A 23,823-nucleotide genomic window follows, 5' to 3' on the forward strand; every position below is an offset into this window, starting at 1 on the left:
ATGTCCCGAATCGGCAAGAAACCCGTTGAGATTCCCTCCGGCGTCAAAGTGACCGTCGCTTCGCGCGAGATCACCGTCGAGGGGAAGCTCGGCAAGCTTTGTTGGACCCACCGTCCCGAGGTGCAGGTCGTCGTCAGCGACGACGGCAAGGAAGCGCTCGTCACGCGCGAGAGCGACGAGCGAGCCCCCCGCGCCCTGCACGGCCTGACCCGCGCACTCGTCCAGAACATGGTCGACGGCGTGTCGAAGGGCTACGAAAAACGGCTGGAGATCCAAGGGGTCGGCTACCTGGCGGCGATCCAGGGGGACGTCCTCCAATTGCGCGTCGGGTTCGCCAACGAAATCCACAAGAAGATACCCGCTGGTCTCGACGTGACCTGCCCCGACCAGACGCACATTTCGATCAAGGGGATCGACAAGCAGAAGGTGGGACAGTTCGCCGCCGAGGTGCGGGCCGTCCGCAAGCCGGAGCCTTACAAAGGCAAAGGCGTCCGTTACGAAGGCGAACAAATCCGTCGCAAGGCCGGCAAGACCGCCAAGTAGTTTCGGAATCCTCCCGGCATTCGCCGCATCGCTTGCGGCCTAGCGCTCCAACCAACTCGACACGACCATGGATCATAGCAAAGCACTCGGCAAGCAGCGTCAGCGCCGCAAGTGGCGCGTCCGCAAGCGGCTCAAAGGCGACGCCGAGCGTCCCCGGCTCAGCGTTTGCCGCAGCCTGAAGAACATCTCGGTGCAGGTGATCGACGACTCGATCGGCAAGACGATCGCTTCGGCGTCGACCGCCGACAAGACGCTCGCCAAGACGATCAGCTACGGCGGCAACTGCGACGCGGCCGCGGCGATCGGCAAGGCGATTGCCGAGCGGGCCAAGCAAGCCGGCGTGACGAAGGTGCGGTTCGACCGCGGCGCCAACAAGTTTCACGGCCGCGTAGCCGCTCTGGCCGCCGCGGCCCGCGAAGCCGGCCTGGAGTTTTAAGCATTCGACCACCGCAGGCCCCGCAGGGCGCTTGCCGTTCCCCTTTGCCATCGAAGGATTCCCAACCGTGTCTACCGGCTCCTCCGAACGCCAACGCGGCGAATTGTCCGAAACCGTGGTGAAGATCAAGCGCTGCTCGGCCGTGGTGAAGGGCGGTCGTCGATTCAGCTTTGCCGCGATGGTGGTCGTGGGGAACGGCCATGGCAAGGTGGGCTGGGGTTACGGCAAGGCCAACGAGGTCCCCCCGAGCGTCGAGAAGGCGGTCAAAGAAGGGATGCGCAGCCAGGTCGAAATTCCGCTGGAGGGGGAGACGATTCCGCATGAAGTGCGGGGTCGCTACGGCGCCGCCCAGGTGGTGCTGGTCCCTGCCGGTCCTGGCACCGGGGTCATTGCGGGCGCCGCGGTGCGGGCCGTTTGCGAGGCCGCCGGCATCCACAACATCCTCACGAAGAGTTTTGGTTCCAATAATCCCGTGACGCTGGTCAAGGCGACGATCAACGCCTTGCAGCAGTTGCGACCCAAGTACGAGATCGAGCGCTTGCGCGGAGTCACCCTGTCATGAATTTGAGCGACGTCAATCGCGGCATTCATCGCCACAAGAGCCGCAAGCGACTGGGCCGGGGCATCGGCTCGGGCCAGGGCAAGACCGCGGGCCGGGGCCACAAGGGCCAGGGCGCGCGCAACGGTTACTCGCGCCTGGTCGTGTTCCAAGGGGGCACGATGCCGGTCGTGCGCCGCGTTCCCAAGCGGGGTTTCAACAACCGTTGGGCCCTGACCGTGGCGGTCGTCAACCTGGGACAGATCGACGCCGCGTTCGCCGCGGGCGACGAGGTGACCCCTGCGACGCTTGCCGCGAAGAACCTCGCCGGCGGTCGGTACGACGAGTTGAAGATCCTGGGCGACGGCGAGCTGACCAAGAAGCTCTCCGTCTCGGCTCACCGGTTCAGCAAGTCGGCGATCGAGAAAATCGAGAAGGCGGGGGCTCAAATGGTCTTGCTACCCGGCAAGACGCCGGTGGAAGATAAGAAGAAGGCGGCCAAGGCGGCGAAGACGGCCAAGGCCTGAGTTCGCCGCAAGCAAAGCCGCTGGTCGAGAGCCGGCGGCCTTGGCCGCCGCGTGATCGGCGTTCAAGGTCGCCGGCTTAGTTCTTGTAATTCTTGATCGCGGTCCGCCGCGCAGTAGGACGCACAAGTCATGTGGGAAAAACTCCGCGTCGTTTGGCAGATCCCCGAGCTGCGGCGGAAGATCCTCCTTACGCTTGCCCTGCTGGCCGTCTATCGGCTCGGCTTCCAAATCCCGTTGCCGATCGTCGACCCGCAAAAGGTCGAGGCGTTCAGCAAGTCGGGGGGCGGCGTCGCCGACGTGCTGCAGCAGGTGGCCGTGTTCAGCGCCGCCCAGGTGAGCAACGTCACCATTTTCGGCCTGGGGATCATGCCGTACATCTCGGCGTCGATCATCTTCCAGCTCTTGGGCAGCGTCTATCCGCCGCTCGAACGACTGCAGAAGGAGGGCGAGGCGGGCCGCAAAAAGATCAACGAATACACCCGCTACGCCACAGTCTTCATCTGCATCATCCAAAGCTGGATCTACATCAACGCCTACGTCGTGCAGTACGACCTGGTCGACGCCAACTTTCTCAATCCCGACACCGGCAACGTCTACTTCGGCTCGAAGGTCATGGCGGTGCTGACGATGACCGCCGGCACGATCTTTCTGATGTGGGTCGGCGAGCAGATCGACGAGTTCGGCATCGGCAACGGCATCAGCCTGCTCATTATGGCGGGCATCCTGGCCGGCATGCCGGGGGCGTTCGTCGAGCTGATCGGCAAGAGCAAGCTGGAACTGTCCGGCGGCGGCGGCGATTTGGGCATCGAGCAACTGCTGCTGTTGGTGGCCATGTTCTTCAGCGTGATCGTCGGCGTGGTCTTCATTACGCTCGGCCAGCGGCGGATCCCGATGCAAAGCGCCAAGCACATCCGCGGGCGCAAGGTGGTCGGCGGCGGCAAGAACTTCCTCCCGCTCAAGGTCAATCAGGCCGGCGTCATGCCGATCATTTTCGCCAGCAGCTTGCTGATGCTGCCGGCCCTGTTGTTCGGCATGCTGGCTCGCATCAACTGGGCCGAGGGGAGCTTCTGGAGCCGGTTGTTCACCGGGGCGACCGAGGCGTTCCAGCGCGGCAACGGGTTCGTCTATGCGGTGTCGTATATCGCGCTGATCTACTTTTTCTGTTTCTTCTGGACCGCGATTACGTTCAATCCGAAGGACGTGTCCGAGAACTTGAAGAACTACGGTTCGTTCATCCCGGGCTACCGTCCCGGCAAGCGGACGGCCGACTACCTGGAAAAGGTGATGGTTCGCATCACCTACGTAGGAGCCGGCTTCTTGGCCCTGATCGCGATCATCCCGACGATGATATCCACCCAATTGGGCGTGTCGTTTATGGTGGCCCAGTTCTACGGAGGGACCGGCCTGCTGATCGCCGTGAGCGTGGCGTTCGACCTCGTGCAGAAAATTGACAGCCACTTGGTGATGCGCAACTACACAGGTTTGTTGGAAAAGTCCTAAGCCGCCCTTCGCCTCGCCGGGCAGTCAGTCGCTGCATCCGGGCGTCGCCCAACTCGCCCCGTTCGGGCGAGAGGTCATGCCATGCGTATAGTGCTCTTTGGCGCCCCTGGCGTCGGCAAGGGGACCCAGGCGGTGCGCTTGTCGCAACGGCTGAGCGTGCCGCACCTGTCGACCGGCGACATGCTGCGAACCGCTCGGGCCGAGGGAACTGCGGACGGCGTCGAGGCGGGCGCCCACATGGACGAGGGCCGGCTGGTCCCCGATGCGCTCGTCCTGCGGATCGTCGAGGCTCGACTCGCCCACGGCGATTGCGGCGGGGGGTTCATCCTCGACGGCTTTCCCCGGACCGAGCCGCAGGCCGAAACGCTCGACGAGTGGCTCGCCGACCAGGGTTTGCCGCTCGACGGCGTCGTGCAGATCGTGGTCGGCAAGGAAGTGATCCTCGAGCGGTTGTCGCTCCGCGGTCGCTCGGACGACGACGTCCGCGTGATCGAACGCCGACTCGATCAATACGAGCAGCTCACCCGGCCGCTGATCGAGTACTACGAACACCGCGGAATAATGCGCTACGTCGACGGCATCGGCACGCCGGACGAGGTCTTCCAACGCCTGCTGCGCGAGTGTGCGTAGTTCCCGCCGCTTTCCGAGTCGCCTTGACCGCAGCCTCCCCCCGAGAAGTCGCTTGATTGTCGAAACGATGTTGCAGTTGAAGTCCACGCGCGAGATCGGATTGATGCGCCGCTCCGGCCTAGCCGTGTGGCGTGCGCATCAGATAGCCGCGCGGATGATCAAGCCCGGCGCCACGACCTACGAAATCGACAAGGCGATCGAGACGTACTTCGACGGCATCGGCGCCGAGCCGCTGTTTCGCAACTACCCCAATACGGTCAAGGGCAAACCGCCGTTCCCCGCGGTCACGTGCATGAGCGTCAACGAGGCGGTCGTCCACGGCATTCCCAGCCATCGGCCGCTGGTCGAGGGGGACGTGGTGAGCATCGACACCGGCTGCCGGCTCAACGGGTGGTGCGGCGACGCGGCCTACACCTACTCGGTGGGCCGACTGAAGCCCGAGGTGCAGCGGTTGTTGGACGTGACCCAGGGCACGCTGCAATTGGCGATCGACCTGCTTCACACGAAGAGCTACTGGAGCGCAATCGCTCGCGAGATGGCCAAGTTCGTCCGCGACCACGGCTACTCGACCGTCGAGTGCTTCGTCGGGCACGGCATCGGTCGCGACATGCACGAGGATCCCCAGGTCCCGAACTTCCCCAGCCGGTCGCTGCGGGGGAGCGGGGATTTCCGGATCGAGCCGGGGCTGGTCATCGCGGTCGAGCCGATGGTCAACATGGGAACCAAGCGGGTCAAGCTGTTGGGGGACCATTGGACCCAGGTCACGTCCGACGGCAAGCCGAGCGCCCACTTTGAACACACGATCGCGATCACGGCCGACGGGCCCCAGGCCCTGACCATCGGCCCCACGAGCCCCGCGGAGACAGAGTTGGCGGCGGTCTGAGCGGGAGGAGGCTGCCGAGGGCCGTTCCCCCCTGGAAATCCGGCCTGTCCGGCTCGCCCCGACCGAGCGAGCCGAATCCGCCAAGGCAAATTATGTGCCCAGCCCCCTTGCCCCTTGGGACTCGGCGCGGCTAAATTAACCCGTTTCGCCAAATACCGACCGGGCCAACCCCCCGGAGGACGTGATGAAAGTCAAAGCCAGCGTCAAGCGAATCTGCGACAAGTGCAAGGTGGTTCGCCGCCGCGGCGTCGTGTACGTCGTGTGCGCCAATCCCCGCCATAAGCAGCGTCAGGGCTAGTCCGCCCCGAATCGCGCCCGGCATCCCTGCCGTAAGTCGTTCGCATCGCGACACTTCGAGATTGAAAGAGACCATCCATGCCTCGTTTGCAAGGCGTCGACATCCCGGCTGATCGCCCGACGGTGATCTCGTTGACCTACCTATACGGCGTCGGGCCGAAGATCGCCCGCGAGTTGTGCCACAAGGCGGGGGTCGATCCCCACGCCCGGGCTCGCGAGATGTCCGAGGACGAGGTCGCGCGGATCGCCGCCTTGCTCGACAAGGACTATGTGGTCGAAGGCCAGTTGCGCCGTCAGGTGAGCCAGAACGTCTCCCGACTGCGCGACATCGCCTGCTATCGCGGGTTGCGGCACCGTCGCGGCCTGCCGGTCCGCGGGCAGCGCACCAAGACCAACGCTCGGACCCGCAAGGGCCCCAAGAAGACCGTCGCCGGCAAGAAGGGCGTCAAGGATCTGCGTTAATCGCGGTCGCGACGACCCTCCCCCCGGCGCCGCACGCGGCTTGACGATTCACCCCCCGTTCAACCTTTAAGATTCCCGACGGAGTCGACGCGCAGTGGCCAAAGAAAAGAAAGCCGTCAAGACGAAGGTCAAGACCAAGAAGGCTCGTCGCAACGTGACGGTGGGCGTGGCCCACATCGTGGCGACCTTCAACAACACGACGGTGACCATCACCGACACCAAGGGAGACGCCTTGTGTTGGGCGAGCGCCGGCACGAGCGGTTTCAAGGGAAGCCGCAAGAGCACGCCGTTCGCCGGCCAGTGCGCCGCGCAGCAGGCCGCTGAGAAGGCTCGCAAGTTCGGCATGAAGGACGTCGACGTCAAGGTGAAGGGCCCCGGCAGCGGCCGCGAAAGCGCGATCACGGCGCTCGAGGCGGCCGGCCTGAAGGTCAAGAGCATCGAAGACGTCACCCCGCTCCCCCACAACGGTTGCCGCCCCCGCAAGAAGCGGCGCGTGTAACGACGATTCGCATGCACGATGCGTGCGGGGCCTCGGCTCGACCCGGCTCCGCAATGCGTCTGCTGGCATTCCATTTTTTTCCGTCGCCCGCCCGGCAGTCGCCGCACGTGGTCGGCCCCTCAGGATTGCTTAGCTCGCTCTATGGCTCGATACAACGGACCGGTTTGTCGTCTCTGCCGTCGTGACGGCATGAAATTGTTCCTCAAAGGCGTTCGCTGCGACTCGACGAAGTGCGCGTTCGACCGCCGCGACTCCCCGCCGGGGCAACAACAGGCCCGCCGCGGCAAGCCGACGGACTATGCAATTCACCTCCGCGAGAAGCAGAAGGTGAAGCACTACTACGGCGTGCTCGAACGGCAGTTTCGCCGCTATTTCGACATGGCCGACCGCGGCAAGGGGAATACGGGCGACTCGCTGTTGGCCCTGCTCGAGCGGCGGCTGGACAACGTCGTCCACCGGCTCGGCTTCGGCGCCAGCCGCGCCGACGCGCGGCAGTTGATTAACCACGGCCACGTCACGGTCAACGGCAAGCGGGTCGACATCTCCAGCTACCTAGTCTCGGTCGGCGACGTCATCCGGATCAAGAATCGGGCGAAGAGCCTCGACCGGGCCCGGGCGACCCTGGCCGACTTCAGCCGCGACGTGCCCGACTTCCTGTCGGTTTCGACCAGCGACATCCCCGAGGGGGTGGTCGGCCGGTTGCCGACGCACGAGGACGTGTCGTTGCCGGTGCAGACGCAGTTGATCGTCGAGTTGTGCTCGCGGTAAGCGTCGCTCGTCGCACGCGTTATCGATTCGTCGAACAAAGATTCAAGCGACAACCAACCGACGACCGCTTCGCCGCGCTGCGGCTTCGCTCGTCGTCCCTTGAGGAGGTTTCTCATGCATATCCGCTGGCGTGGTTTGGAGCTGCCGAGTCAGGTCGTGTGCGACGCCGCGACGTTGACCCCCACCTACGGCAAGTTCTTCGCGGAGCCGTTTGAACGCGGCTTCGGCACGACCGTGGGCAACGGCCTGCGGCGGATTCTGCTTTCCAGCCTCGAAGGGAGCGCCGTCACCCAAATCAAGGTCCACAACGCCCAGCACGAGTTCACGACGATCGAAGGGGTGATGGAAGACCTCACCGACATCGTGCTCAACATCAAGTCGCTGGTCGTCAAGAACCACAGCGAGTCGACCAAGGTGCTGCGCGTCGAACGCACCACCGCGGGGGTCGTCACCGCCGCCGACATCGAAACCGACGAAGCGGTCGAGATCATCAACAAGGATCTCGTGATCGCCACCCTGACGGCCGACGTGCCGTTCATCGTCGAGATGGTCGTCGAGAACGGTCGCGGCTACACCTCGGCGTTCGAGCACGGCGAGAACATTCAGGAAATCGGCATCATCCCGATCGACTCGGTCTTCAGCCCCGTGACCCGCGTTCGGTACGCGGTCGAGGAGACTCGCGTCGGTCAGAAGACGAACTACGACAAGCTGACGATTGAAATCTGGACCGACGGTTCGGTCAGCCCCGAAATGGCGCTGGTCGAGGCGGCGAAGATTCTTCGCAAGCACCTCACCCCCTTCGTGCAGTACGCCGAGCTGGGCCCGCAGGTCCATTCGGCCGCTCGCGGCGGCGGGGCGCCGGGGTCCGACGCGGCCCTTGAATCGAAGCTCAGCATGCCGCTGTCGGAGTTGAACCTGTCGGTTCGAGCCGGCAACTGCCTGGAATCGGAAAACATCATGACGGTCCGCGATCTCGTGCAGCGGAACGAAGACCAATTGCTCGAGGTCCGCAACTTCGGCGAGACGACTCTCGCCGAGGTGCAGCAGAAGCTTCGCGAGTTGGGGCTCCACCTGGGAATGCGCGTCGCCAGCCCCGCCGGCAGCTTCTAATACTCCGTACTCAACGCGATCATTTTCCCGGCGCGGTTCGGCGCCGTTCCGGGATTCGCCTCACGCCACATCGCCGACGGTAGTCACTGCCATGCGTCACCGCAGAAAAGGCCGCAAGCTCGGTCGCAATCCCAATCACCAGCGCGCCCTGCTGCGCAGCTTGGCCAGCGCCCTGTTCCTCACCGAACGCGATGCCGAGTTCGACGACAACGCCCCCAAGGTGAAGGGGCGGATCATCACCACGATCCACAAGGCGAAGGAAGTTCGCCCGCTCGTGGAGAAGTGCATCACGATCGCCCGCCGCGGTTTGCTGGCCGAGAAAGCCGCGCGCGAGTTCGGCACGTCCGCTGAACGCCAGAGCGAGCAGTGGAAGGCGTGGCGCGAGAGCGAGTCCTGGAAGAAGTGGAACCAGGCGATCGCCCCATGCGTCGCCGCTCGTCGCCGCTGTCTGCAGCTCTTGGGCGACAAGCAGGCCGTGCGCGTCCTGTTCGACGAGGTTGCCGAGCGGTTCCTCGATCGCCCGGGCGGATACACGCGGATCGTGCGGTTGGCCAAGCCCCGGTTGGGCGACGCCGGCGTGCAAGCCCTGCTGGAGTTCGTCGGCCAGCGCGATCGCGTCGTCGAGCGGAGCCAGAAGCCGAGCTTCGAGACCGCTGAAGCGTAGGCGTAGGCTTCGCGCCAAGTCTTGCTGCTGACGGATTGTCCGACGCCCAGGAGGAGCTATGGAGAGCTCGTCGCGCGGGTTCGATTTCACTGCCGCGATGCGCAACCTCTGCGCCGACATGGTCCGCCGGCTTCCCGAGTTGGGGCATGTCGAGATCGAACGCGTCGCCGTCGGCATCGTGCAAACACGCCGGCCCGTCGCTCACGGCATGTACGCGGCTCTCACCCCGCTGCGGTTCGAGGGGGGCCGGACCGAGAGCGTCGTTCGCGGCCGCCGCTATCGCGTGCAATCGCTCCGCGACGCCCGGGGGCGGGACTATCTGTACCTGCTCACGTTCTATTTGCCGCGGTTCCAGAACACGACGCTCGAGGAGAAGCTCTCGACCGTGCTCCACGAGTTGTGGCACATCGGGCCGAACTTCGACGGCGACCTGCGGCGGCACGAGGGGCGGTGCTTCGCCCACGGCCGATCGCGCAAGGACTACGACGCCGAGATGGACCGCCTGGCCCAGCGGTGGCTGGCGGAGGACCCGTCGCCGGCTTTGTATGAGTTTCTCGATCGCAACTTCGACGAGTTGCAGGCCGAGTTCGGCTTCGTCGCGGGGGATCGTTGGCCCGCCCCCAAGCTGATCCCCGCGTGACAGCAGTGCGGGCGCCGGCCGATCTTGCCGGCGTTATGCAGACGGCGTACTCTCCCCCTCGCGTCGCGTTGCGGCCCGCTGGCCGGGGGAGTTCCTGGTCGCCGGCGTCCGTTCCTCGCCCTTCCGCACAAGTTCGAGCGATTCGATGCCGTCCGTGCTTCGCACCGGCTGTTTTGCATGGTTCGTCGCAGCGACGCTGGGGGGGTGCCACAGCGTGGCGCCGACGTCGACCGATGCGCTCGACAAGCTGCTGAAGCCGGTTGCGCTGACTCCCGACAAGGTGTTGCTCGAGGTCTACCAAATTCGCGTGTCGCCGGCGCAACGCACCGCGGCCGACGCCGCCTGGGCCGCGGCCGACGAGCAAGTCCTCTCCCCCGAACTGCGGACCAAGCTGCTGGCCAACGGATTGCGGGCCGGGGTGGTCGGCACGGCAATGCCCTCCGAGTTGACGAAGTTGCTGAATCCCGACGGCTCGGCGGCCTCCACGCCGAACTCCGGCGAGCAGCTCATCACGCAAAAATCAATCTCGCCGCCGGCCGCGAAGAGGATCGAGCAACTTCGCTCCCATGAGGAGATGACGGTGCTCGTCAACGAGGTGCGCGACTCGCTTAGCCTGCTGATCAGCGACGACTCGGTCCGCGGGCGGACCTACTCCCAGGTGCAAACGGCTTACGTGGTCAAGGCGGCCGCCGAGCCGGGGCAGCAGGTCGTCGTCCGCGTCACTCCCGAATTGCAGTACGGCGAAATCCGCAATCGCTATCAGGGCCGCAGCGACCAGGGGATCTTTATGTACACCCCGTCGCGCGAGCGGGAGTCGTATCCGCAGTTGGCGATCGAGGCGAAGCTCGCCCCAGGCGAGTCGTTGCTGTTGGGCGGGTTGGCCGATTCCGCGGGCAGTCTTGGCCACGCGCTGCACGGCTCGGTCGCCAAAGACGAAGCCGTCGGCGAATCGCGGCTGGTTTTGGTCCGCGTCGCCAAGGTGCCCGACAGCGAGATCCTGGCGGAGCGGTGACCCGCTCCCGGCGCCGGATCTTGCCTCGTGCGGCGCCCCCTCTTCGTCGGGGGGGGATCCTGGTAAAATTGGCAGCCGTTGCCCGGACGGAGCCGATTTCCCCAGCCTCTTGCCTCCCCCCGCCACTCCCTCGAAGGAGCCCCGCCATGCCTCTGGTGCCCATGCGTTTGCTGTTGGATCACGCCGCCGAGAACGACTACGGCCTCGCCGCGTTCAATGTGAACAACATGGAGCAAATCCAGTCGATCATGGAGGCGGCCAAGGAGACTGATTCGCCGGTCATCGTCCAGGCCAGCCGGGGAGCCCGCAGTTACTCGCAGGACAACTACCTGCGGCACCTGATGCTGGCCGCCGCCGAGCTGTACCCCAGCATCCCCATGGCGATGCACCAAGACCACGGCAACAGCCCCGAGACCTGCAAGAGCGCCATCGAGAACGGCTTCACCAGCGTCATGATGGACGGCTCGCTCGAAGCGGACGGCAAGACCCCCGCCAGCTACGATTACAACGTCAAGGTCACCAAGGACGTCGTCCAACTCGCCCACGCCCAAGGGGTGTCGGTCGAAGGGGAACTCGGCTGCCTGGGTTCGCTGGTGAGCGGCGAGGGCGAGCAGGAAGACGGCCACGGCGCCACGGGGGTGTTGTCTCACGACCAGTTGCTCACCGATCCCGAAGAAGCCGAACGATTCGTCGCCGAGACCGGCGTCGACGCCCTGGCCGTGGCGATCGGCACCAGTCACGGCGCGTACAAGTTCAGCAGCAAGCCCACAGGCGACGTGCTGGCCATGGACCGCATCATCGAAATTCACAGGCGGCTTCCCAATTGCCACCTCGTCATGCATGGCTCCAGCAGCGTGCCGCAAGAGTTGCAGGACGTCATCAACAAGTACGGCGGCAAACTGAACCCCACGTTCGGCGTGCCGGTCGAGGAGATCCAGCGGGGGATCAAGCACGGGGTGCGCAAGGTGAACGTCGACACCGACAATCGTCTGGCGATCACCGGCGCCATTCGCAAGGTGTTCGCCGAGAGCCCCGAGAAATTCGACCCCCGCGACTATCTCAAACCCGCCCGCGAGGCGATGAAGCAGGTGTGCGTCGCCCGGATGACTGCCTTCGGCCAGGCCGGCAATGCCGGCAAGATCAAGCCGGTCTCGATCGAGAAGTTCGCCAGCTATTACGGCAAGGCGTAACGCCGCGGGCAGGCTTCCAGGCTTCCCACGACCCGATTCGCCGCCAGGGACGTCGAGTGCGCCAAGCAGACGCCGAGCCGCAGGCTCTGCTCTTGGCGAACTTGGCGGCCTTGGCGGTTTTCTATTCCCCCCCTTTTTTGTCGGTGAATCTGCACGAGGCTCGTCCAAGTTTGGCCCCATCACGGTGTGCGGATAGAATCACGCCATGCGCGCTGCAGAATCCTTGGCGACGATTCAGGATGAAGCGCACCTGATCGCCGAGCGCCAGTTGCTGTCCGGCGGCGACGTCGTGCCGGGATTCGAGTTCCTATCCCCGATCTCATTGCTGCACCGTGATCCGCCGCGAGACGACGCTTGCCGACGGTCGGCCGGGGTGGCTGCTCATCTCGCAGATCGAGCATGCGCGGATCAGCGCCGAGTTGGCCGCTGCGTGCGTGCCTGATGCGCTGCTTCCCGCTCGCGATGGCGGCAACGGCGCTTCGCCTCGCGCTGCGCCGCTTCAAAAGTCGCACGACGCCGATCTTGTCGCCGTCCGCGCCGAGGTTCTCGCCGCCATCGCCGCCCACGACGACGGCTGGCGGCAATGGGAATCCTCCCCCGGCCTCGACGCCGACGGCCGCCCGCGATCGTTCACCGAGTTGCCGCTGGTGGAGGCCCTGCGGATCTGGTCCGCCTCGATCGCCGCGGCCGCGACGATCGGCCCGCTCGCGGCCTGGATGATCGCAGGGCATTTTCGTCGGCTGCTTGATCACAGCGAGTCGCTAGGGCGCGAACCGCTGGCCGACCTGTGGCGGGCGACCCACGATCGGCCGCGCGAGTTGCGTCTCGACGAGTGGCAATTCGCCGACCCGCTCGTTCGCACGCGCGCCCTGGCCGACGCGGCCCTCGCGGCGCTCCGTACGTTCGACGCGGCCAGCCTGTGGTTCTGCTGCGGCTGCGGCGGGTTTGACGGGGCTCGGCAGGACGAGGAGGCGATCTCCTGCAGCCCGCTGAAACTCGAGCTCGTCGGCGGGGCGACGACGACGCTCCGATCCGCGCCCGGCGGCGCAACCGCCGACCCGTGGCCGTTCACGCCGCCGGAGTTGACGCTGATCGCGCCGGCCCTGTTGGTCCCGGCGCGGCGGCATGGAAGTGCGTCGGAGCTGCTCGCCGCCGCGGCGCCGTGCGAGTTGCGCTGGACTCTTCGCTCCAGGTAAGCCGCGCTGCACGTGGGCCGTTCTCTCCGAGAATTGCCGTCCGCTCTCGGAGAAAGCGGACTACGAGGCCGGCGGCGCCGTCGAGATCCGTCGCAGACCGGCGCGACAGGCGGCCATGTCTCCCGCGGCGAGCGCCTCGCGGGCGGCCGCCAGCGCCGTCTCTTGCTCGGGCGTGAACGGCACGGCCGCGCCGGGGGGGGGAGGCGACGGAACAAGCTTCGTCCCGATCGCCGCGATCAGCGCGGGGAGTCCCGCGCCGGTGGAAGCGCTCACGGCGATCGCCGATCGCGATCTCTCGACCGCCGTGCGTTCCGGCAAACCCAACCGATCGATCTTGTTGAGCACCGTGATCGTCGGCGTTTTCCCCAGATCGCTGCCGATCTCGCCCAGCAGTTCGGCGCGCTGGGAGGCGGCGGTCGAATCAAGTTCGCCGAGCGAGTCGGCGGCCAACTCGCTCGCGTCAAGCACCCACAGCGCAAGGTCTGCCGCGGCTAGTCGCCCCCGGGCAAGCTCGACTCCCGCGGCCTCGAGCGGATCGCTCGCCTCGCGCAGCCCCGCGGCGTCGGCCAGTTCGATCGGCCAGCCGTCGAGCGCGGTCGCGGCGGCGACCACGTCGCGGGTCGTTCCCGGCTGGTCGTACACGATCGCCCGGTCGTAGCCGACGAGCGCGTTCAGCAGCGTACTCTTCCCCACGTTCGGTCGCCCGGCGATCGCCACGCGCCACGGGGTCGTCAGGTGCAGCCCCAGCGGCGCCCGCGCGAGCAGATCGTCAAGGAGCGTCGCGGCATCAGCTCGATCGTCAGTCGCCAGCGCATCGGCGATCGCGTCCAACTCGCAGCGCAGGGCCCCTTGCCGCTGGTCGAGCAAGATTCTCGCCGTGCGCAGAGTCGGCGCCGCGGCGAGCGCGATCTCCGCCGCCGCCTCGATCGAACCCGCGCTGTTCGCGAGCCAGTCCTGCCATGGAAGAATCTCGCAGCCGGCCTGCGCAAACGCCGCCAGAATCCGTTCGACCGCCGCGACGCCGCCGTGGCAGTGCACCTCGACGGCCTCGTCGCCGGGGCGCGTCACGACGACGTCCTCCGCGCTGGCCTCGTCGTCGCGCCACGCTCCCAGGGCGATCCGCATCAGCGGTTGATCGCGAATGGCACGCCTGCTGGCGGCTTGAAATGCGCGATCCACGGCGTCCAACGCCGCGGGGCCGCGTGCAGCGACCACCGCAATCGCCCCGCGCCCGGGAGGAGTCAGCACGCTCGCCGCATTGCGAGGCGACGCGGGTTTCATAAGGCGTGCCGCTCGTCGAGTTCTTCCGCTGCGGCGTTCAGCCCCGCGAGCGTCAGGTGCGGCACGTGGCGCACGGGAAGGGCGCCGGCGTTCATCTCGGCGACGAACGCCGCAGCGGCCCCGCCGGTTATGAGCGCCTGAGCGACGTCGGCGCGGGTTGCGGCAAGGCGGCGGACGAGCTCCATCGCTGCGCCGATCGCGCCCCAATACAGCCCCGCGGCGATCGCCTCCTCGGTCGATTTGCCCAGCGGCGCGGGAGGCGAATCCCACACGGTCGTCGACAAGTCAGGCAGCGCCGCAGTCCCGGCGTGCAGCGCCGCAGCCGCCACAGCCGGGCCCGGCAAAATCGCCCCGCCGAGGAACGTCCCGTCGACGCCGACCAAATCGACCGTGGTCGCCGTCCCCATGTCGACGACGATCGCGGCGCCCTGCGGCACAAGCCGATGCGCGGCGACCGCATTCAGCAACCGATCGATGCCGACGCGCTCGGGCCGCTCGACTTCGATCGCCAGCGGCAGGTCGGTCCCGGCAACGCGGCGCACCACATTGCCGGCTCGCGCCAAAGCGCCGGCCAGGGCATCGGCCGCGGCGGGATGGACCGAAGCGATCAGCCCGCGCCACAGCGGCGCTTCGATCTGCTCGTCGCACCAGCGGTGGATCTCGCTCAGCCACTCGGTCGTCGGCCGATCGCGATGCCGCACGGCGAAGGTGGCCGCCGGGGTCGCCAGCGCCGGCGGGGCGATCTCCAGGCACGCCGCCGCGGCCGGCTTGCCGCCGGGACAGTTTTGCGCGACCGGAAACCACCCGAGCTTCACGCGGCAGTTTCCCACGTCGATGGCCAGTACGCCGCGGGCGTCGGTCGCGTTGTTCGCGGAGTGCGTCATGCGTTCTGCCGAGCGGCATCAAGCATCTGATAAGTGCGGCGGGTCAGATCGTTGAGCCCTGCGCCGGTCACGGACGAGAAGAGAATCACTTCCCGCCCGGTCGCGGCGGCCAAGGCCTCGCGCACCGCGGGGGCGTCGGGGAGCTCCGCCTTGCTCACGGCGATCAACTCGGGCCGGTCGGCCAAGTCGACGTCGTACTGGGCGAGTTCGGCTCGGATCGCCTGATAGTTTTCTACGGGGTCGCTGCCGTCCATCGGAGTCGGCTCGACCAAGTGCACCAGCACGCGACACCGTTCGACATGCCGTAGGAACTCGTGCCCCAACCCGGCCCCCTCGTGGGCGCCTTCGATGAGCCCCGGGATATCGGCCATCACCAGCGTGCGATCCATGTCGATCTGCACGATTCCCAGGTTGGGGATCTTGGTGGTGAACGGGTAGTCGGCGATCTCGGGGCGAGCCCGCGACACTCGCGACAGCAGCGTGCTCTTGCCCGCGTTCGGTTTGCCCAAGAGGCCCACGTCGGCGATCACCTTCAGCTCGAAGGTCAGCCGGCGGCGTTCTCCGTCGGTCCCGGGGGTCGATTGCCGCGGCGCCTGGTTTGTGGCGCTTTTGAAGCGGGCGTTCCCTTTGCCCCCTTTGCCTCCTTGGGCGGCGCAGACCCGTTCGCCGGGCGCATTGAGATCCTTGAGGACGAAGTCGCCGTCGGCGTCGATGATCACGGTGCCTGGGGGGACGCGAATGATCACGTCGTCGGCGTTGGCGCCATGCCGGCCTGAGCCGCTGCCGGCCGTTCCCGAGCGGGAGCGCCAGTGTTTGCGGTGGACCAGCTCGGCGAGCGTGTCGACCCCCGGCTCGGCGACGACGATGATGCTCCCTCCGTTGCCGCCGTCGCCGCCGTCGGGTCCGCCGCGGGGGACGTACTTCTCGCGTCGAAAGCTGACGCACCCGTCCCCGCCGCGACCGGCCTCGACTTCAATAGTGACGCGATCGACGAACATGGCGCGAGGCGGGGAGGGGGGAGAGTGCGGAGGTCAGGGGCCAAGATCGAGAACTACGCGGGTCACGCGACAAACGCTTGCGGCTTAGCTCCGCGCAATCGCCCGCACCAGAAACAAAACAGGGATGCACCTCGCGGCGCATCCCTGGCGGTGGATCGTGTCGATCGAAGCGACGCAAACGCGTCAGTTCGCCGCCGCTGCGGCGACGACGTTCACGCGACGACCTTCCTGGTCGAACATCACCTTGCCCTCGACAAGCGCAAACAACGTGTAGTCCTTCCCCTGACCGACGCCGCGACCGGCGCGGAACTTGTTCCCGAGCTGCCGGACGAGGATGCTGCCGGGGGTGACCGCTTGGCCGCCGAACCGCTTGACCCCGCGGCGCTGACCGTTGGAGTCGCGCCCGTTGCGGCTGGAGCCTTGACCTTTTTTGTGTGCCATGACCGGGAGTCCTGAGACGTGAGAGCTGATTCGTGAGGGAGCAAGTGCGACCGCAAACGCTTGGGCTCGCGTCCTGACTGCTCAGGAATCAACCCCCGCGCCTTACGGCGTCCCGCTCAACCGAGTCCCGAATTTTACCGGTAAACCCAGCGATAGGCAACGCCTTCGCCGACGCCGTAGAGGGCGCCCTGTTGCGGGGGGACGCCGAAGCGGATTTCCCGCTCGTTTTCCCCGAACTCGTCCCCGGGGCGCCAGAAATTCAGCTGCAGCGTCTTACGGGTGAACGTGCGACCAGTCCCCGGGGGATCCCCCGCCTTGAAGGCCCCGGCGGGGTCCTTCCAGTCGTAGCCGTTCGACAGGCCCCCGACGAAGATGCTGAAGAAGTCGATCTCCGGATCAACGTCGACCCAGGTCGCCACCCCCCACGCGCCCTGCTGTTGCCGGCCGGTCTCGATCGGCAGCTCCAGTTGCGCGATCTCGGCGCTGTTGAGCAGCTTGCCTCCACGCATTTCGCGGCGGGCGATCGCCGGGATCGCCGCAGGGACGACCCGGTCGAGGTAGGCCTTGCGGACCCGCTCGCCCGTCTTGGTTCGGTCTTGGCTCACAAGTACGAACTCGGGGAGGAACCGCACGGGATCGCTCCCTTCGGCGCTCGTCTGGAATTCCCCCTGGGAGTTGACCGATCCGGCCAGCCCCGTTCCCGTGTTGCGGATTCGATAGACAAGGTACCACACCAACTGCTTGCTTATCTGGCCGTCGGGTTGCGGGACATCGACCTCGATCATTCGCAGCGGCTTCATCGCCAACTCCAGGCACCACGCGTTCTGCGTGAACGGCGCGTCCTTGGCCATTTCGTAGAGCGTCCGAGTGACGGTCGTGCTGAACGGATCCCACTCGAGCGACTTGTCGGCCCGCAGTTCGACCACGTCGTGACGCTGGATGGCGTCGCCGCGATCGACGTCGGGGGGGATCACCGTCAAAACGCCGGGGGCGAAGTCGATCGAACCGGCCTCCAGGTCCGCGACGCTCGTCGGCGCCGCGTCGGAAGTCGGCAGGCTTTGCGCTGCCACGAACGGCTGAGCCCCGACGGGCCACGCGCACAACCACCCGGCGGCCGTCAACGACAGCCGGACTATCAGGACTCGGGCGCCACGGGGCATGAAAGGCTCGCTGCTGTTCCGGCAAAGGGGCACAAGAGACGCCCCCTCAAGAGCAGGGGCGAGTACGGGCGGGAAGTTCCTTCAGTATAAATGCCCCCCCGGCCTGCAGCAAATTTCGCCCCGGGCTCGCCGCGATGCCCATTGCGCTTTCAGGAAGGGCGCCTGAGGTCGGAGCGCAGCGAAGCCCCCGGATGGCATCGGGAGGCTCGCTCCGTCCGACCCTCCGTCCCGCCTCCCGCGGCGTCAGCAGGATGGCGTGCCGGTCGGGTTGCGCCGATCTTGCACTTTGCAGCAGTTAGACCGAGACGGCGCCGTCGAGCACCGCAGCCCGCCAAAAAAAACGCCCCGATCCGCCGGCCAAGGGCCGAGCGAACCGGGGCGCGCGAGATCAACTCTCGGAGACGTCGATCGCTACGAGCCGATCAGGTCTCCTTGTCGTCAGCCGGAGTTGCGGATTCGGCCGGCGTCTGATCCGAGGGGGAGGCGTCCTCGACCGGCGGGCGTTGGGGCCGATCGGGCCGCGGGCCGCGTCCGAAGCCTCCGCGACCGCGACCGTCGCCAGGGCCTCCCGGTCCGCGACCTTCCGGCCCGCGAGCGCCGGGACCTCCGCGACCATAGGCGGGCCGGTCGTCATCCGGCCCAAACCCGCGACCGACGCCCGGGCCGGGACCAGGACCGCGACCGGGGCCGCGGGGCCCGGGGGGCGGGCCGAATTCCTCCCCGGGACCGCCGCGACGACCCATCTCCATCATCCGCTCGCGAATCTGCCGCAGTCGTTCCGTGAGTCGGCCGAATTCCTCGCGCGACAGCTTGTTGTCCTTGTCCGCGTCGAACTCGTCGAACATCACCATGGGATCCCGGAGCGGCCCGCCTTGCGGGGGGCCTTCCGGCCGCGGACCCCGACCCGGGGGCGGACCGAATTGATCGCCCGGGGGAGGTCCGGCTTGTTCGCCGCGACCCGCGCCAGGACCGCGACCTGGGCCGCGCCCTTGCCCGCCGCGGGCGCCGGGTCCGGCGGGACGTTCGCCTTGCTGGCTGCGACGAAACTCGCGGGCTTTCGCTCGCTCCTCGTCGCTCAGTTGGCCGTCGCCGTCTTCGTCAAACCGCTCGAGCATCTGGGCGCGCCATGCGGCGCGATCGCCGCGGGCGGCGGGCGCCCCGTCGCTCGGCGGAGTCGTCTCGGCAGCCCCCTGAGCCCAGGCGGATCCGCCCGCCAACGCCCCGGCCGCACACGCCATCGTCAGTGAGTACAAAATTCGTCGCATCTCTGCCTCCGTTTTCCCTGAAGGAAAGAAAAGGATCGGGTCGGGCCCTCTATGGAAATTCAACGCCGGCAACACGAAAAAGTTTCGATGTCGGGATTCGCCGATGCCGGCGGCTGGCAATGTCCGCAAGAAACGGGACTGTCTGCACGGGATGCGGACGGATTGCACGTTGTTGACCAAGGGGACAGGCACGCCCGCGGAATGCGACGATCGGGAGGGTTCTTGGCATTTATCCGCGACCCAGGCCCCCGGTTTCAACCGCCTGTGAGGCGGAACTGAATCGCGCTTCGTCGGCGGGGGAAGTCGTCTAGAATACGCCTGTTTTGGCGGTTTGGTCGGTACGGGCTGCGCTCGCGTTATGAACACCTCGCTTCAAATCGCCGGAATCCTCGCCCTGGGCGTCGGCGCCCAATGGGCTGCGTGGCGGCTGCGCGTGCCGGCGATCGTGCTGCTGTTGGGCTTCGGGCTTGCCCTGGGGCGGGTGCTGCCAGCCAGCGAACTGGGGATGAACGACGACCTGTTCTTCGCCGTCGTGTCGTTGTCGGTCGCCATCATCCTGTTCGAAGGGGGGCTCTCTCTCACCTTCCGCGAGATTCACGGCATTCGCGGCGTCGTCATCCGATTGGTGACGGTCGGCCTCGTCGTCACATGGCTGGGAACCGCCGCCGCGGCCAAGTGGCTCGCCGGGTTTTCGACCGAATCGGCGCTGCTTCTCGGCGCGCTGTTGACCGTCAGCGGGCCGACGGTCGTGTTGCCGCTGTTGCGCCATGTGCAGCCGGTGCGACGAGTCGGGTCGCTTGCCCGCTGGGAGGGGATCGTCAACGACCCCATCGGCGCCGTGCTGGCGGCGTTGGTCTTCGAACTTCTCCTCCACGGCCAGGGGGAGTACGGCATCGCCGGCGAGAGCGTCAAGCAGTTCACAATGTCGCTCGCGCTGGGCGTTGCGCTCGGGCTGGGGGGAGGTCGACTTTTGCAAGGGGTGTTGCGTCGTTACCTGCTTCCCGACCACTTGCAGAACCCGCTCATCCTGGCGTACGTGCTGCTGTTGTTTGCCTTGTCGAATCAGCTCAAGTCCGAATCGGGGCTCGTGACCGTTACGCTTCTGGGCATTTACCTCGCCAATCAGCGAGTCGTTTCCGTGCGGCACATCGTCGAGTTCAAAGAGAATCTCAGCGTCCTGTTGATTTCAATGCTGTTCATCACGCTGGCCTCGCGACTGCGGCTCGACGCCGACGCGTTTCGCAGGATCGGTTGGGGCAGCGTGGCGATGGTCGCGGTGATGATCTTCGCGATCCGTCCCGCGGCCGTGTTCGCGTCGACGATCGGTTCGACCCTGTCGTGGCGGGAGCGGGCGTTCCTGGCCTGGATTCACCCGCGCGGCATCGTGGCCGCCGCGGTCGCGTCGCTGTTGGCGCTTGAGATCAAACGCAAATTGGCGGACGTCCCCGGGGCTCAGGACCTGGCGGCCGACGCCGACCGGTTCGAATTGGTCGTGTTTCTCGTCATCATCGGGACGGTCACCGTGTACGGCTTGTCGCTGGCGCCCGTGTCGCGCTGGCTGGGACTCTCCGGCGAGAATCCGCAGGGGATCCTCTTCGCCGGGGCCTCGCGGGCCTCGCGGCTTATCGCCAAGGCCGTGCAGGACGAGGGCTACTCGGTGCTCCTGGTCGACACCAACCCGCGCAACAACGCCGCGGCTCGCATGGCGGGTCTGCCCGTTCTCTACGCCAGCATCGGCAGCGAGTACGTCCATGATCAGATCGATCTGGGGGGGATCGGGCGTCTGCTGGCGATGACTCCCAACGACGAGGTGAACACCCTCTCCGTCATGGGGTTCGCGGAGCGGTTCGGCCGGGCCGGGGTCTACCAACTCGCCGCTCAAGAAGCGTCGAGCGAACGGACCGACCGCGTCGCCGCGTATCGTCGCGGTCGGACGCTGTTTAATCGCCCAATCACGCTGCAACAGCTTGAGGAGCGAATCGCAGGAGGCGCCAAGCTGAAAAAGACCACGATCAGCGACGACTTCACTTACGACGACTTTCTCGCCCGCTACGGCGACGCGGCGCTCGTTCTGTTCCGCGTCGACGAAACCGGCAAGCTGATCATCGCCACGTCTGAAACCCAACAGCATCCCAAGAGCGGCCAGAAGCTCATCGCGCTCGTCGGCGAAGGAGTGGAGCCGCCTCCGGCCGAGGACTCGCAACGCAACGCCGGTTCGCCCTCGGCGTGATGTCGGGCGACTGAGGCAAGCATCGGACTCGGTTCGCCGCTGAGCGGGCCCGTCGTCTCAGGGCCGCTTTGTGCCGACGTCGTCGTCGGCGATAGCTGCTGGCGGCGATTCGATTCCCCCCGACCGGCGGGGAACGTCGCCGTCGTCGTCCGGGGGGCGTCCGGCCGTGCATTCCGGACATCCCGCAAAGTTTCTCAAAAGCCTTCGCCTCTCTCGGTCGATAACGAGTTTTGGATAAAGCCTATTCGTCGTCCGCCGAGGCGATTGGCGCGGTGCGTCTCATGGGAGAGACGCCGCGGCCTCCGCGAGACGATTCACACGATCGGCGCCGCGACTGGCGCCAGCGGCTGAGGGCGCACGGCCTCGGCAGGGGGGGAATCTGTCATGAGGGGGGATCATTTCGCCGGGGCGCCGACGCGGCGCGCCGGTCGGCCGCTCTCGGCTGCTCTGCTGGGGGGCGTGTCGTTGTTGGCCGCCTTTGCTCCGCCGACGAACGCGTCGGCACAGTCGACGTCGACCGCCGCGTCCCCGGGGCGTCGCGAGAAGTCGATCGTCATCTCGACGGGGCAACTCGCTCCGGGCGATCCTGAACTGGCGATCGTCACGGACCAAGCGGACGAATGCCCGCTGGAACCGATCAACCGCAGCACCGGCGCCGAGCCGGAGCTCGCTCGCAACCCGCAGTTTGCGAAGTCTTCCTCGACCGGCGCCGGTGCTGCCGGCGTGCTCGAGTCCGGCGATTACGTCGACGCCTGCGAGCCCGACGCGGCCGACTTCGATCAAACGACCGCCGGCGCCGAGACTTTGGCCGCCGAAGCGTTGCCGGTCGATTCTGCGGAAGTCCGCCCCGCGAGCTTCAACGGCGTGACCCCCGGCGTCTCGACCCGCGAAGAGCTCGTCGTCGAGTGGGGCGAACCCGCGCTCCAAGAGCGCGGGCGGCTGACGTACCACTTCGAAAACTTTCCCCGCATCGACGTTCAGGTCGTCGCGGGCGTGGTGACCACGATTCGCGTGTCGTTGCCCGAGCCTGTCGACGCCCCGGCCCTGGCCGCCAAACTGGGTCTCAGCGAACTGGCGCCCGCCGTGGCCGTCACCGACGACGGGGCGGCGATCAGCACCGCGTTCCCCGAACGGGGCGTTACGCTGCTGCATCAACCGCAGGGGATGCTGGCGGTCGCTTCCGACGCGCTGGCCGGCGCAGGCGACGGCGAAACGTTGGTTTACGAAATCGAACTTGCGGGGATCACCGCCGCTCCGTTCGTGCGTCGGGCCGAGAACGCCGGTCCGCGCGACCACGCGGCCAAGATGGCCGATTTGCAGCAGGCGCTCGAGCTCGACGGCGCCAGCGCCCGGACCCGGTACCTGCTGTCACAGTGCCAGCGCGCCGCCGGAGCCGCGGTCGAAGCCGAGTCCTTGGCCGCCGCCGCGGTCGAACTTGACGAGACGAGCGACGTCTACCGACTGCAATGGGCGACATGCCTCAAGGATCTCGCCCAGTACGACGCGGCGGTCGACCAGACCCGCAAGGTGCTCGAGAGCCCGCAGACGACGAAGCTCGTTCGCGCCGAAGCGCTCAATCTGATGGGTCGGCTGGCGGCCCTTGGATCGCGCGACGTGCAACAGCGAGCGGTGCCGCTGCACGCCAAGGCCATCGAACTGGCCGACCAGTTGGCCAATGCCGGCGACCCGCCGACCTGCCGGGCCGCAAACGCTTTGCTGGTCGACGCCCACTTAGCGACTGCCGAGCGCTTGGCCGCCGGTCAGTGGCAGGACAAAGACGAAACGATCGCCCAGTGGATCGCTCGCGCTTCGGCGATCGCCGAGCAGATGATCGCCGACGGGCAAGGGGACGAGGGGCTGCGCCTGCAGGTGGCGGTCGCCGCGCTGCGGGCCGGGGCCAAGCTCAATCCGCCGATCGATCCCAAACTGTGGATTGCCGAAGCCGAGCAAGCCGCCGAAGCGGTCAAAGAGAAGTGCGACGACGACCTGGGAATCGCCGAGATCGACTGGCAGCTTGCGCTGGCCTACTCGTCGGCGGTCGAGATCCAGCACCGTCGCGGCATGGCCGAGGCGGCCCTCGAGTACGGCTCTCAAGCCGAGCAGTTGTTGGCCACCCTGGCCGTCCAACGCGAGCAGTTGCCTGACACGGGGTTCATCGTCGGGCGGCTGTTCTTCCAGATCGGCGCGGTGCATGCGGTCCATCTCGACAATCACGCCGACGCATGCGAATGGTACGACCGAGCGCTCGAGCCCCTGCTGACCCCGACTCCTGTGACTCCCGAGGCCGCCCCTGGCCAGCACGGCGACGCGCTGGTGAGCATGGGCGTTTCGTTCTGGAACCAGGACGAGCGCGAGCGGGCGTACGAGCTGACCCAAGCCGGATTGGAACTGATTCAGCAAGGAGTCGCCGAGGGGCTGCTCGACGCCGAGTCGCTCAAGGTGCCCGAGAGCAACCTCGCGGCGATGGGCCAAGTGCTAGGCAAGAAGCCGCTTGTGGCTGTTCACCAGCCGAAAGTCGACCTCGTGCCCTTGCCGAACGCCAAGCAGTCGCAGCCCAACGGCACGCAGCGCCAAGCGGCTGCCGGCAACAATCGACGCATGCCGCAGCAAACGGCCGCGCGCCGCACCAACGATGGCGTGCAGCGCCGCTAATCGCCTCTACGGCGACG

25 protein-coding genes are annotated in these 23,823 nt (G+C 66.8%); 19 read left to right on the forward strand and 6 right to left on the reverse strand.

Features of this window, described 5'->3' with window-relative positions:
* The 17 genes from rplF to KF688_09460 all read left to right on the forward strand — a co-directional run bounded on the left by rplF (position 1) and on the right by KF688_09460 (position 12,895).
* Positions 1-543 (forward strand): 50S ribosomal protein L6, encoded by a 543-nt coding sequence (gene rplF / locus KF688_09380; protein MBX3425875.1) that lies wholly within the window; start codon positions 1-3, stop codon positions 541-543.
* 67 nt (positions 544-610) lie between these two features.
* Positions 611-979 carry a 50S ribosomal protein L18 gene (gene rplR, locus KF688_09385; GenBank protein MBX3425876.1) on the forward strand — a complete coding sequence of 123 codons (369 nt, stop codon included), beginning with the start codon at positions 611-613 and terminating at the stop codon, positions 977-979.
* A 49-nt stretch (positions 980-1,028) separates the two neighbouring features.
* Positions 1,029-1,541, forward strand: coding sequence for a 30S ribosomal protein S5 (gene rpsE, locus KF688_09390; GenBank protein MBX3425877.1), 513 nt, complete (start codon positions 1,029-1,031; stop codon positions 1,539-1,541).
* Positions 1,538-2,044 carry a 50S ribosomal protein L15 gene (gene rplO, locus KF688_09395; protein MBX3425878.1) on the forward strand — a complete coding sequence of 169 codons (507 nt, stop codon included), beginning with the start codon at positions 1,538-1,540 and terminating at the stop codon, positions 2,042-2,044. The genes rpsE and rplO overlap by 4 nt, the downstream gene beginning before the upstream one ends.
* Before the next feature lie 129 nt (positions 2,045-2,173).
* Positions 2,174-3,544: a preprotein translocase subunit SecY gene (secY, locus tag KF688_09400; protein ID MBX3425879.1), complete on the forward strand. Its 1,371-nt coding sequence runs from the start codon at positions 2,174-2,176 to the stop codon at positions 3,542-3,544.
* Between the two features lie 81 nt (positions 3,545-3,625).
* Complete coding sequence (locus KF688_09405) at positions 3,626-4,174, forward strand: adenylate kinase (GenBank protein MBX3425880.1); 549 nt, start codon at positions 3,626-3,628, stop codon at positions 4,172-4,174.
* 67 nt (positions 4,175-4,241) lie between these two features.
* A complete protein-coding gene (map, locus tag KF688_09410) occupies positions 4,242-5,057 on the forward strand; it encodes a type I methionyl aminopeptidase (GenBank protein MBX3425881.1) in 816 nt (271 codons plus the stop codon).
* Between the two features lie 184 nt (positions 5,058-5,241).
* Positions 5,242-5,355, forward strand: a complete 114-nt coding sequence (gene rpmJ / locus KF688_09415) for a 50S ribosomal protein L36 (protein ID MBX3425882.1) — start codon at positions 5,242-5,244, stop codon at positions 5,353-5,355.
* Between the two features lie 77 nt (positions 5,356-5,432).
* Positions 5,433-5,816 carry a 30S ribosomal protein S13 gene (gene rpsM, locus KF688_09420; protein MBX3425883.1) on the forward strand — a complete coding sequence of 128 codons (384 nt, stop codon included), beginning with the start codon at positions 5,433-5,435 and terminating at the stop codon, positions 5,814-5,816.
* Positions 5,817-5,910: 94 nt separating this feature from the next.
* The gene (gene rpsK / locus KF688_09425) at positions 5,911-6,315 is read left to right on the forward strand and encodes a 30S ribosomal protein S11 (protein MBX3425884.1); all 405 of its coding nucleotides are present in this window, start codon (positions 5,911-5,913) and stop codon (positions 6,313-6,315) included.
* A 141-nt stretch (positions 6,316-6,456) separates the two neighbouring features.
* Positions 6,457-7,083 carry a 30S ribosomal protein S4 gene (gene rpsD, locus KF688_09430; GenBank protein MBX3425885.1) on the forward strand — a complete coding sequence of 209 codons (627 nt, stop codon included), beginning with the start codon at positions 6,457-6,459 and terminating at the stop codon, positions 7,081-7,083.
* 114 nt (positions 7,084-7,197) lie between these two features.
* Positions 7,198-8,193 (forward strand): DNA-directed RNA polymerase subunit alpha, encoded by a 996-nt coding sequence (locus KF688_09435; GenBank protein ID MBX3425886.1) that lies wholly within the window; start codon positions 7,198-7,200, stop codon positions 8,191-8,193.
* Positions 8,194-8,284: 91 nt separating this feature from the next.
* On the forward strand, positions 8,285-8,857 hold the full coding sequence (locus KF688_09440; GenBank protein ID MBX3425887.1) for a 50S ribosomal protein L17: 573 nt from the start codon (positions 8,285-8,287) through the stop codon (positions 8,855-8,857).
* A 58-nt stretch (positions 8,858-8,915) separates the two neighbouring features.
* Positions 8,916-9,497 (forward strand): hypothetical protein, encoded by a 582-nt coding sequence (locus KF688_09445; GenBank protein ID MBX3425888.1) that lies wholly within the window; start codon positions 8,916-8,918, stop codon positions 9,495-9,497.
* A 145-nt stretch (positions 9,498-9,642) separates the two neighbouring features.
* A complete protein-coding gene (locus tag KF688_09450; GenBank protein ID MBX3425889.1) occupies positions 9,643-10,509 on the forward strand; it encodes a hypothetical protein in 867 nt (288 codons plus the stop codon).
* 146 nt (positions 10,510-10,655) lie between these two features.
* A complete protein-coding gene (gene fba / locus KF688_09455) occupies positions 10,656-11,699 on the forward strand; it encodes a fructose-bisphosphate aldolase class II (protein MBX3425890.1) in 1,044 nt (347 codons plus the stop codon).
* Between the two features lie 332 nt (positions 11,700-12,031).
* Positions 12,032-12,895, forward strand: a complete 864-nt coding sequence (locus KF688_09460; GenBank protein MBX3425891.1) for a DUF3891 family protein — start codon at positions 12,032-12,034, stop codon at positions 12,893-12,895.
* 60 nt (positions 12,896-12,955) lie between these two features.
* Here the strand turns inward: KF688_09460 and KF688_09465 are convergent, their stop codons facing one another.
* The 6 genes from KF688_09465 to KF688_09490 all read right to left on the reverse strand — a co-directional run bounded on the left by KF688_09465 (position 12,956) and on the right by KF688_09490 (position 18,924).
* Entirely contained in the window at positions 12,956-13,963 is a 1,008-nt protein-coding gene (locus tag KF688_09465) for a 50S ribosome-binding GTPase (protein ID MBX3425892.1), read from the reverse strand.
* A gap of 209 nt (positions 13,964-14,172) precedes the next feature.
* Entirely contained in the window at positions 14,173-15,060 is an 888-nt protein-coding gene (locus KF688_09470; protein MBX3425893.1) for a type III pantothenate kinase, read from the reverse strand.
* Complete coding sequence (obgE, locus tag KF688_09475) at positions 15,057-16,058, reverse strand: GTPase ObgE (protein MBX3425894.1); 1,002 nt, start codon at positions 16,056-16,058, stop codon at positions 15,057-15,059. Before obgE ends, KF688_09470 begins: the two co-directional genes overlap by 4 nt.
* 183 nt (positions 16,059-16,241) lie before the next feature.
* Positions 16,242-16,499, reverse strand: a complete 258-nt coding sequence (rpmA, locus tag KF688_09480; GenBank protein ID MBX3425895.1) for a 50S ribosomal protein L27 — start codon at positions 16,497-16,499, stop codon at positions 16,242-16,244.
* A 134-nt stretch (positions 16,500-16,633) separates the two neighbouring features.
* Positions 16,634-17,659 carry a hypothetical protein gene (locus KF688_09485; protein ID MBX3425896.1) on the reverse strand — a complete coding sequence of 342 codons (1,026 nt, stop codon included), beginning with the start codon at positions 17,657-17,659 and terminating at the stop codon, positions 16,634-16,636.
* Positions 17,660-18,081: 422 nt separating this feature from the next.
* Complete coding sequence (locus KF688_09490; protein ID MBX3425897.1) at positions 18,082-18,924, reverse strand: hypothetical protein; 843 nt, start codon at positions 18,922-18,924, stop codon at positions 18,082-18,084.
* Between the two features lie 358 nt (positions 18,925-19,282).
* Between KF688_09490 and KF688_09495 the strand changes: the two genes are divergently transcribed.
* Both KF688_09495 and KF688_09500 read left to right on the forward strand, forming a co-directional pair.
* Positions 19,283-21,154, forward strand: a complete 1,872-nt coding sequence (locus KF688_09495; protein ID MBX3425898.1) for a sodium:proton antiporter — start codon at positions 19,283-19,285, stop codon at positions 21,152-21,154.
* A 384-nt stretch (positions 21,155-21,538) separates the two neighbouring features.
* Complete coding sequence (locus tag KF688_09500) at positions 21,539-23,806, forward strand: hypothetical protein (GenBank protein ID MBX3425899.1); 2,268 nt, start codon at positions 21,539-21,541, stop codon at positions 23,804-23,806.
* The last annotated feature ends 17 nt before the right edge of the window (positions 23,807-23,823 follow it).

The sequence above is a fragment of the Pirellulales bacterium genome, from assembly GCA_019636345.1.
GTDB lineage: Bacteria > Planctomycetota > Planctomycetia > Pirellulales > Lacipirellulaceae.

Excerpts from the sequence above, each read along its gene's own strand:
- KF688_09450 (MBX3425889.1), top strand. The coding sequence starts at position 9,643 with ATGCCGTCCGTGCTTCGCACCGGCTGTTTTGCATGGTTCGTCGCAGCG.
- KF688_09495 (MBX3425898.1), top strand. The coding sequence starts at position 19,283 with ATGAACACCTCGCTTCAAATCGCCGGAATCCTCGCCCTGGGCGTCGGC.
- rpmA (MBX3425895.1), bottom strand. The coding sequence starts at position 16,499 with ATGGCACACAAAAAAGGTCAAGGCTCCAGCCGCAACGGGCGCGACTCC.
- KF688_09470 (MBX3425893.1), bottom strand. The coding sequence starts at position 15,060 with ATGACGCACTCCGCGAACAACGCGACCGACGCCCGCGGCGTACTGGCC.
- map (MBX3425881.1), top strand. The coding sequence starts at position 4,242 with ATGTTGCAGTTGAAGTCCACGCGCGAGATCGGATTGATGCGCCGCTCC.
- fba (MBX3425890.1), top strand. The coding sequence starts at position 10,656 with ATGCCTCTGGTGCCCATGCGTTTGCTGTTGGATCACGCCGCCGAGAAC.
- KF688_09435 (MBX3425886.1), top strand. The coding sequence starts at position 7,198 with ATGCATATCCGCTGGCGTGGTTTGGAGCTGCCGAGTCAGGTCGTGTGC.
- secY (MBX3425879.1), top strand. The coding sequence starts at position 2,174 with ATGTGGGAAAAACTCCGCGTCGTTTGGCAGATCCCCGAGCTGCGGCGG.
- KF688_09440 (MBX3425887.1), top strand. The coding sequence starts at position 8,285 with ATGCGTCACCGCAGAAAAGGCCGCAAGCTCGGTCGCAATCCCAATCAC.
- rpsD (MBX3425885.1), top strand. The coding sequence starts at position 6,457 with ATGGCTCGATACAACGGACCGGTTTGTCGTCTCTGCCGTCGTGACGGC.
- rpmJ (MBX3425882.1), top strand. The coding sequence starts at position 5,242 with ATGAAAGTCAAAGCCAGCGTCAAGCGAATCTGCGACAAGTGCAAGGTG.
- KF688_09405 (MBX3425880.1), top strand. The coding sequence starts at position 3,626 with ATGCGTATAGTGCTCTTTGGCGCCCCTGGCGTCGGCAAGGGGACCCAG.
- rplR (MBX3425876.1), top strand. The coding sequence starts at position 611 with ATGGATCATAGCAAAGCACTCGGCAAGCAGCGTCAGCGCCGCAAGTGG.
- KF688_09500 (MBX3425899.1), top strand. The coding sequence starts at position 21,539 with ATGAGGGGGGATCATTTCGCCGGGGCGCCGACGCGGCGCGCCGGTCGG.
- rplF (MBX3425875.1), top strand. The coding sequence starts at position 1 with ATGTCCCGAATCGGCAAGAAACCCGTTGAGATTCCCTCCGGCGTCAAA.
- KF688_09485 (MBX3425896.1), bottom strand. The coding sequence starts at position 17,659 with ATGCCCCGTGGCGCCCGAGTCCTGATAGTCCGGCTGTCGTTGACGGCC.
- rplO (MBX3425878.1), top strand. The coding sequence starts at position 1,538 with ATGAATTTGAGCGACGTCAATCGCGGCATTCATCGCCACAAGAGCCGC.
- obgE (MBX3425894.1), bottom strand. The coding sequence starts at position 16,058 with ATGTTCGTCGATCGCGTCACTATTGAAGTCGAGGCCGGTCGCGGCGGG.
- KF688_09490 (MBX3425897.1), bottom strand. The coding sequence starts at position 18,924 with ATGCGACGAATTTTGTACTCACTGACGATGGCGTGTGCGGCCGGGGCG.
- KF688_09445 (MBX3425888.1), top strand. The coding sequence starts at position 8,916 with ATGGAGAGCTCGTCGCGCGGGTTCGATTTCACTGCCGCGATGCGCAAC.
- rpsM (MBX3425883.1), top strand. The coding sequence starts at position 5,433 with ATGCCTCGTTTGCAAGGCGTCGACATCCCGGCTGATCGCCCGACGGTG.